The organism is Bacillus cereus group sp. BfR-BA-01441, from assembly GCF_022663075.1.
In the GTDB taxonomy this organism is placed as follows: Bacteria; Bacillota; Bacilli; order Bacillales; family Bacillaceae_G; genus Bacillus_A; species Bacillus_A cereus.
Genome location: NZ_JAKUEU010000145.1, coordinates 1 through 6,784, shown reverse-complemented (window position 1 = coordinate 6,784; position 6,784 = coordinate 1). Strand labels below are relative to the sequence as shown.

The window sequence follows — 6,784 nt, the reverse complement described above, 5'->3', positions numbered from 1 at the left end:
GAAGAACTGTAGTTCTTGACTTTTCATTATCGTCCATGTAGAATCATTTTTGGGCTCTTTAAAAAAGGACGATAATACTTTTAAAGTGTAAATATAAAAGAAAATTGCTCCCTACTTATTACTTTTTGTGATGAGGGGAGCAATTTTCTTTTTTGTTTTTTGTTTAGAAAATAAAAAGAGTCTAACAATAAGATGGATACAGTGTTATCTACATACGTTGCGCTTTGCAACGGTGATTATATAACAGCAAAATAGAAGGGAGCTTTTTCATGACTAAGTATATTTTTGTAACAGGCGGTGTAGTATCGTCTTTAGGAAAAGGTATTACAGCAGCATCTCTTGGAAGACTTTTAAAAAATCGTGGTTTAAACGTAACGATTCAAAAGTTTGATCCATACATTAACGTAGACCCAGGGACTATGAGCCCATATCAACACGGTGAGGTATTCGTAACAGATGATGGCGCAGAAACTGACTTAGACCTTGGTCACTATGAGCGTTTTATCGACATTAACTTAAACAAATACAGCAACGTAACAACAGGTAAAATTTACTCTTCAGTTCTTCAAAAAGAGCGTCGCGGTGAATATTTAGGAGGAACAGTTCAAGTTATTCCTCACATTACTAACGAAATTAAAGAACGCGTATATCGTTCTGGTCGTGAAACAAATGCGGATGTTGTTATTACAGAAATCGGTGGAACTGTTGGTGACATCGAGTCTCTACCATTCTTAGAAGCAATCCGTCAAATTAAGAGCGACATCGGTCGTGACAATGTAATGTACATTCACTGTACGTTAATCCCGTACTTAAAAGCAGCGGGTGAAATGAAGACAAAACCAACACAACATAGTGTTAAAGAACTTCGTAGCTTAGGTATTCAACCAAACATTATCGTTGTTCGTACAGAAATGCCTGTTTCTCAAGATATGAAAGACAAGCTTGCATTATTCTGTGACATTGATACAAAAGCAGTTATCGAAGCTCGCGATGCAGATACTTTATATGCGGTTCCATTATCTCTTCAAGAACAAAACATGGACCAAATCGTTTGTGACCACTTAAAATTAGACAATCCAGCTGCAGATATGACAGAGTGGACTGCTCTAGTTAACAAAGTGCGTAATCTTTCTAAGAAAACAAAAATCGCTCTTGTTGGTAAATATGTAGAACTTCAAGATGCTTATATTTCTGTTGTAGAAGCACTTCGTCATGCTGGTTACTCATTCGACACAGATGTAGAAGTAAAATGGGTAAATGCTGAGCACGTAACAGCAGAAAACGTAAAAGAATTAGTTGGTGATACAGACGGTATCCTTGTACCAGGTGGCTTCGGCGATCGTGGTGTAGAAGGTAAAATCGTTGCGATTCAATATGCTCGTGAAAACAAAGTTCCATTCTTAGGAATTTGCTTAGGTATGCAACTTGCATCAATCGAATTCGCACGTAATGTATTAGGTTTAGAAGGTGCTAACTCTTCTGAAATCAACCCTGACACACCATATGCAATCATCGACTTATTACCAGAACAAAAAGATGTAGAGGACCTAGGTGGTACACTTCGTCTTGGTCTATACCCATGTAAGCTTGCTGAAGAAACAAATGCTTACAATGCTTATAATGAGCCGGTTGTATATGAGCGTCATCGTCATCGTTATGAGTTCAACAATCAGTTCCGTCCGGATATGGAAAAAGAAGGATTTGTATTCTCTGGTACAAGCCCAGACGGCCGTCTAGTTGAAATCATTGAAATAAAAGACCACCCTTGGTTCGTGGCAGCACAGTTCCACCCAGAACTTGTTTCTCGTCCAAACCGTCCACAACCATTGTTCCATGACTTCGTAAGAGCTTCTATTACGAATAAAGAGAGCAAGTAATAAAAAAAGCGCCTGAAATAAGGCGCTTTTTTAATATTCATTTAACATTTCATCAATTGTAAATTTAATCCCGTGATAAGCAAATAAAGCTACTATTAAACTTGGGAATCCGTAGCGATTACCTTCATCGTCTGGAATAAGACCTTTTAACAGTTTTGTATCAATATGTACGTCTGTATATCGTTCGAGTGATTCCGTACCTTCTTGAAGAGCAGAAATGCCGACAATAGAGTGTCCCTCTTCTTGTAGTTTTTTTGCAATTTCTACAACCGCTTCATCTGTTGAAAAACGGCTAATAAGAAGTACACGATCCGCAGAGGTTACTTCTGCTTCTTTACCATTTTCAAATAAGCGTTTTGCTTGCTTCATTGGTTCAGCACCGAATAGTGCCTCGGCAACAACGCCCTCCATTTCATTTGTACCATGTAAATAAATGAAACCATCGCCAACTAGTGCTTGAGCAAGTAAACGAGCGCTATCTTCTATATTCATTTCTTCTTTTTGAGAAACCCTGGAGAAATAACCACTTAATTGAGTTGAAAAAATTTTTAACATAATGTTACTCCCTTCGTACGTGTTTGCCGGCTTTCATTATAATTTATTTTTTTAGAAAGGTGAAATCGTAGGGTAGCATAACAAAATAGGAAACGGTAAAATAAGAAAGAATAGGAAGGAATTTGCCAAAGAATAGCGAAATTAAATCGTTAAGATATAAGAAGCTTTAAATCTTGTACTTACACAGAAAGGTTGGGAATTATGGAAGGTAAAATTTTAATCGTTGATGATCAATATGGGATTCGTGTGTTATTACATGAAGTGTTCCAAAAAGAAGGTTATCAGACATTCCAAGCAGCGAATGGATTTCAAGCTTTAGATATCGTGAAAAAAGATAATCCAGATTTAGTAGTGTTAGATATGAAAATTCCAGGCATGGATGGTATAGAGATTTTAAAGCATGTAAAAGAAATTGATGAGAGTATTAAAGTAATTTTAATGACTGCTTATGGAGAGCTTGATATGATCCAAGAAGCAAAAGATTTAGGAGCTTTAATGCATTTTGCTAAACCATTTGATATTGATGAAATTCGTCAAGCTGTGAGAAATGAGCTCGCTGTAGAGGCATAAAAATGAATTTTTTATAAAAAATATGGAAAAAAGCGTTTACATGGACTATTGTGCAGGTGAATACGGTTGAGTTTTTGAGTACAAGTTGTTATCCTATTGAGTGTAGAAAAAAGTCCGGTATGTAGATATACATATTTTACCTTATTCTGGTCATACTACCAGCGATAAGAACTTATCGGATACAAAAAACGTTTTTTAGGAGGATTCACCATGCCTTTAGTTTCTATGAAAGAAATGCTAAACAAAGCACTAGAAGGAAAATACGCAGTTGGTCAATTCAACATGAACAACTTAGAGTGGACTCAAGCTATCTTAGCTGCTGCGGAAGAAGAAAAATCTCCTGTAATCCTAGGTGTATCTGAGGGTGCAGCTCGTCATATGACTGGTTTCAAAACAGTTGTAGCCATGGTTCAAGCTTTAATCGAAGAAATGAACATCACTGTTCCTGTAGCGATTCACCTTGACCATGGTTCAAGCTTCGAAAAATGTAAAGAAGCAATCGATGCAGGTTTCACATCTGTAATGATCGACGCTTCTCACCACCCATTCGAAGAAAACGTTGAAACTACTAAACAAGTAGTAGAATACGCACACGCTCGTAACGTATCTGTTGAAGCTGAGCTTGGAACAGTTGGCGGACAAGAAGACGACGTAATCGCTGAAGGCGTAATTTACGCTGACCCAGCAGAGTGTAAGCACCTTGTTGAAGCAACAGGTATCGATTGCCTAGCTCCAGCTTTAGGTTCTGTACACGGTCCTTACAAAGGTGAGCCTAACTTAGGATTCGCTGAAATGGAACAAGTTCGTGACTTCACTGGCGTACCTTTAGTATTACATGGTGGTACTGGTATCCCAACTGCTGATATCGAAAAAGCTATCTCTTTAGGTACTTCAAAAATCAACGTAAACACTGAGAACCAAATCGAGTTTACAAAAGCTGTTCGTGAAGTATTAAACAAAGACCAAGAAGTTTACGATCCTCGTAAATTTATCGGACCTGGCCGCGACGCTATCAAAGCAACTGTTATTGGTAAAATTCGCGAATTCGGTTCTAACGGTAAAGCGTAAGAATAAAATTCCGTTTTGGAAACCGTCTAGTCTTTTAGACGGTTTCCTTTCGTTGTATAATGAAAGCGTGAACAAGTCTAAAGATTTTATCATTTTTGGTTTTTAAATAGAAAATAATGTGCATAGTCCTATTAATAAATGTGATAACGTATCTAAATTGATAAAGTAAATTCGATGAATAGTTGATCTTTATCTATTCGTGCTACAGGAGAAATGAAGATAATGGTTTCCTATTTATTGAGTTTTGGGATGGAAAGAGTAATTGAGATTCTTAAGGGGAGCTTTCTATAAAAAGATAGAAAGTAAATACATTCACAAGAAGGGAGCTCAATATGGAAAAATTGCTAATTGAAGGCGGAAGAGCTTTAAATGGAACAATTCGAGTAAGTGGTGCAAAGAACAGTGCCGTTGCATTAATTCCAGCGACAATTTTAGCAGATACTCCAGTAACTATTGGTGGTGTCCCTAATATTTCGGACGTGAAAATGTTAGGAGACTTACTAGAGGAAATTGGAGGGAAAGTAACTTATGGACAGGAGGAAGAGATGGTAGTCGATCCTTCTAACATGGTTGCAATGCCTTTGCCAAATGGAAAAGTGAAAAAATTGCGCGCTTCTTATTATTTAATGGGTGCAATGCTTGGCCGTTTTAAAAAAGCTGTTATTGGGCTTCCGGGTGGATGTCATTTAGGTCCGAGGCCGATTGATCAGCATATTAAAGGGTTTGAAGCGCTAGGTGCACATGTTACGAATGAACAAGGTGCCATCTATTTAAGAGCAGATGAGCTACGCGGGGCACGTATTTATTTAGATGTTGTTAGTGTAGGAGCTACGATTAATATTATGCTAGCAGCTGTACGAGCGAAAGGTAGAACTGTTATTGAAAATGCAGCGAAAGAGCCTGAGATCATTGATGTAGCTACATTGTTAACAAGCATGGGAGCACGTATTAAAGGTGCTGGTACTGATGTAATCCGAATAGATGGTGTTGACTCTTTACATGGTTGTCACCATACTATCATTCCAGATCGTATTGAAGCTGGTACGTATATGATTCTAGGAGCTGCATCAGGAGGAGAAGTAACGGTTGATAACGTTATTCCTCAGCATTTAGAATCAGTTACTGCAAAGCTAAGAGAAGCTGGTGTTCAAGTTGAAACGAACGATGATCAAATTACGGTGAACGGTAATAGAAAGTTAAAAGTAGTTGATATCAAAACGCTTGTATATCCAGGTTTTCCAACGGATTTACAACAGCCGTTTACGACGCTTTTAACAAAGGCGCACGGGACGGGAGTTGTAACAGATACAATTTACGGTGCCCGTTTCAAACACATTGATGAATTACGTCGTATGAATGCTCAAATTAAAGTAGAGGGTCGTTCGGCAATTGTAACTGGTCCTGTGTTACTGCAAGGTGCAAAAGTGAAGGCGAGTGATTTACGAGCAGGAGCGGCACTTGTTATTGCAGGGTTAATGGCAGATGGAATTACAGAAGTAACAGGACTTGAGCATATTGATCGAGGTTATGAGAATATAGTGGACAAGCTTAAAGGGCTTGGTGCAAACATTTGGCGAGAACAAATGACAAAGCAAGAAATTGAAGAAATGAAGAACGCATAAGTGATACTTCCGCAAGGGGGAAGCGAAGCATCACTACTTGCGGAAGTACACTTTATAGAAAAACACGATTCACAAAATACGGCAGAAATATAAAGGCTTAAAGGAGAGGGATTATCGTGGAAAGAAGTTTATCTATGGAGTTAGTACGTGTAACAGAGGCTGCAGCTTTATCATCAGCGCGTTGGATGGGGCGCGGGAAAAAGGATGAGGCAGACGGTGCAGCAACATCAGCTATGCGTGATGTATTTGATACAATTCCGATGAAAGGTACAGTTGTAATTGGTGAAGGTGAGATGGATGAAGCACCAATGCTATATATCGGAGAGAAATTAGGTACAGGATATGGACCACGTGTAGACGTTGCGGTTGATCCTTTAGAAGGGACAAACATCGTAGCAGCTGGTGGCTGGAATGCTCTTGCTGTCATTGCAATTGCAGACCACGGTAATTTGTTACATGCCCCTGACATGTACATGGATAAAATCGCGGTTGGCCCAGAAGCAGTTGGGGCGGTCGACATTGATGCGCCTATTATTGATAACTTACGTGCAGTTGCGAAAGCGAAAAATAAAGATATTGAAGATGTTGTAGCGACAGTTTTAAATCGTCCACGTCATCAAGAAATTATTGAAGAAATTCGTAAAGCTGGTGCGCGCATTAAATTGATTAATGATGGAGATGTAGCTGGAGCGATTAATACAGCGTTTGATCGTACAGGTGTAGATATTTTATTTGGATCTGGTGGAGCACCTGAAGGTGTATTAGCAGCAGTTGCTTTAAAATGTTTAGGTGGAGAAATTCACGGAAAACTATTGCCACAAAACGAAGCTGAATTAGCACGTTGTAAAAAAATGGGCATAGAAGACATTAATCGTATCCTTCGCATGGAGGACTTAGTAAAAGGTGACGATGCAATCTTTGCAGCAACAGGCGTAACAGATGGAGAACTATTACGTGGTGTTCAATTTAAAGGTAGCGTAGGAACAACGCAATCCCTTGTTATGCGCGCAAAATCAGGCACAGTTCGCTTCGTAGATGGTCGTCATAGCTTAAATAAAAAACCGAACTTGGTTATTAAGTAAAAAGCAGAGG

General features: G+C 38.8%; 6 protein-coding genes. 5 read left to right on the top strand and 1 reads right to left on the bottom strand.

The annotated features are described in order from the left end of the window. Positions 1-269 precede the first annotated feature (269 nt). A complete protein-coding gene (pyrG, locus tag MR107_RS28745) occupies positions 270-1,877 on the top strand; it encodes a CTP synthase (RefSeq protein WP_000170459.1) in 1,608 nt (535 codons plus the stop codon). 30 nt (positions 1,878-1,907) lie between these two features. Here the strand turns inward: pyrG and MR107_RS28740 are convergent, their stop codons facing one another. After that, positions 1,908-2,432, bottom strand: coding sequence for a DUF2529 domain-containing protein (locus MR107_RS28740; RefSeq protein ID WP_000912402.1), 525 nt, complete (start codon positions 2,430-2,432; stop codon positions 1,908-1,910). A 201-nt stretch (positions 2,433-2,633) separates the two neighbouring features. Here MR107_RS28740 and spo0F point away from each other — a divergent pair, with 201 nt between their 5' ends. The 4 genes from spo0F to glpX all read left to right on the top strand — a co-directional run bounded on the left by spo0F (position 2,634) and on the right by glpX (position 6,774). Continuing rightward, positions 2,634-3,002, top strand: a complete 369-nt coding sequence (gene spo0F / locus MR107_RS28735) for a sporulation initiation phosphotransferase Spo0F (RefSeq protein ID WP_000398594.1) — start codon at positions 2,634-2,636, stop codon at positions 3,000-3,002. Positions 3,003-3,212: 210 nt separating this feature from the next. Then, positions 3,213-4,070, top strand: a complete 858-nt coding sequence (locus MR107_RS28730; protein ID WP_242293053.1) for a class II fructose-bisphosphate aldolase — start codon at positions 3,213-3,215, stop codon at positions 4,068-4,070. A 332-nt stretch (positions 4,071-4,402) separates the two neighbouring features. Then, positions 4,403-5,692 carry a UDP-N-acetylglucosamine 1-carboxyvinyltransferase gene (murA, locus tag MR107_RS28725; protein ID WP_000413254.1) on the top strand — a complete coding sequence of 430 codons (1,290 nt, stop codon included), beginning with the start codon at positions 4,403-4,405 and terminating at the stop codon, positions 5,690-5,692. Positions 5,693-5,808: 116 nt separating this feature from the next. Beyond that, positions 5,809-6,774, top strand: coding sequence for a class II fructose-bisphosphatase (gene glpX, locus MR107_RS28720; RefSeq protein ID WP_000442340.1), 966 nt, complete (start codon positions 5,809-5,811; stop codon positions 6,772-6,774). Positions 6,775-6,784 lie beyond the last annotated feature (10 nt).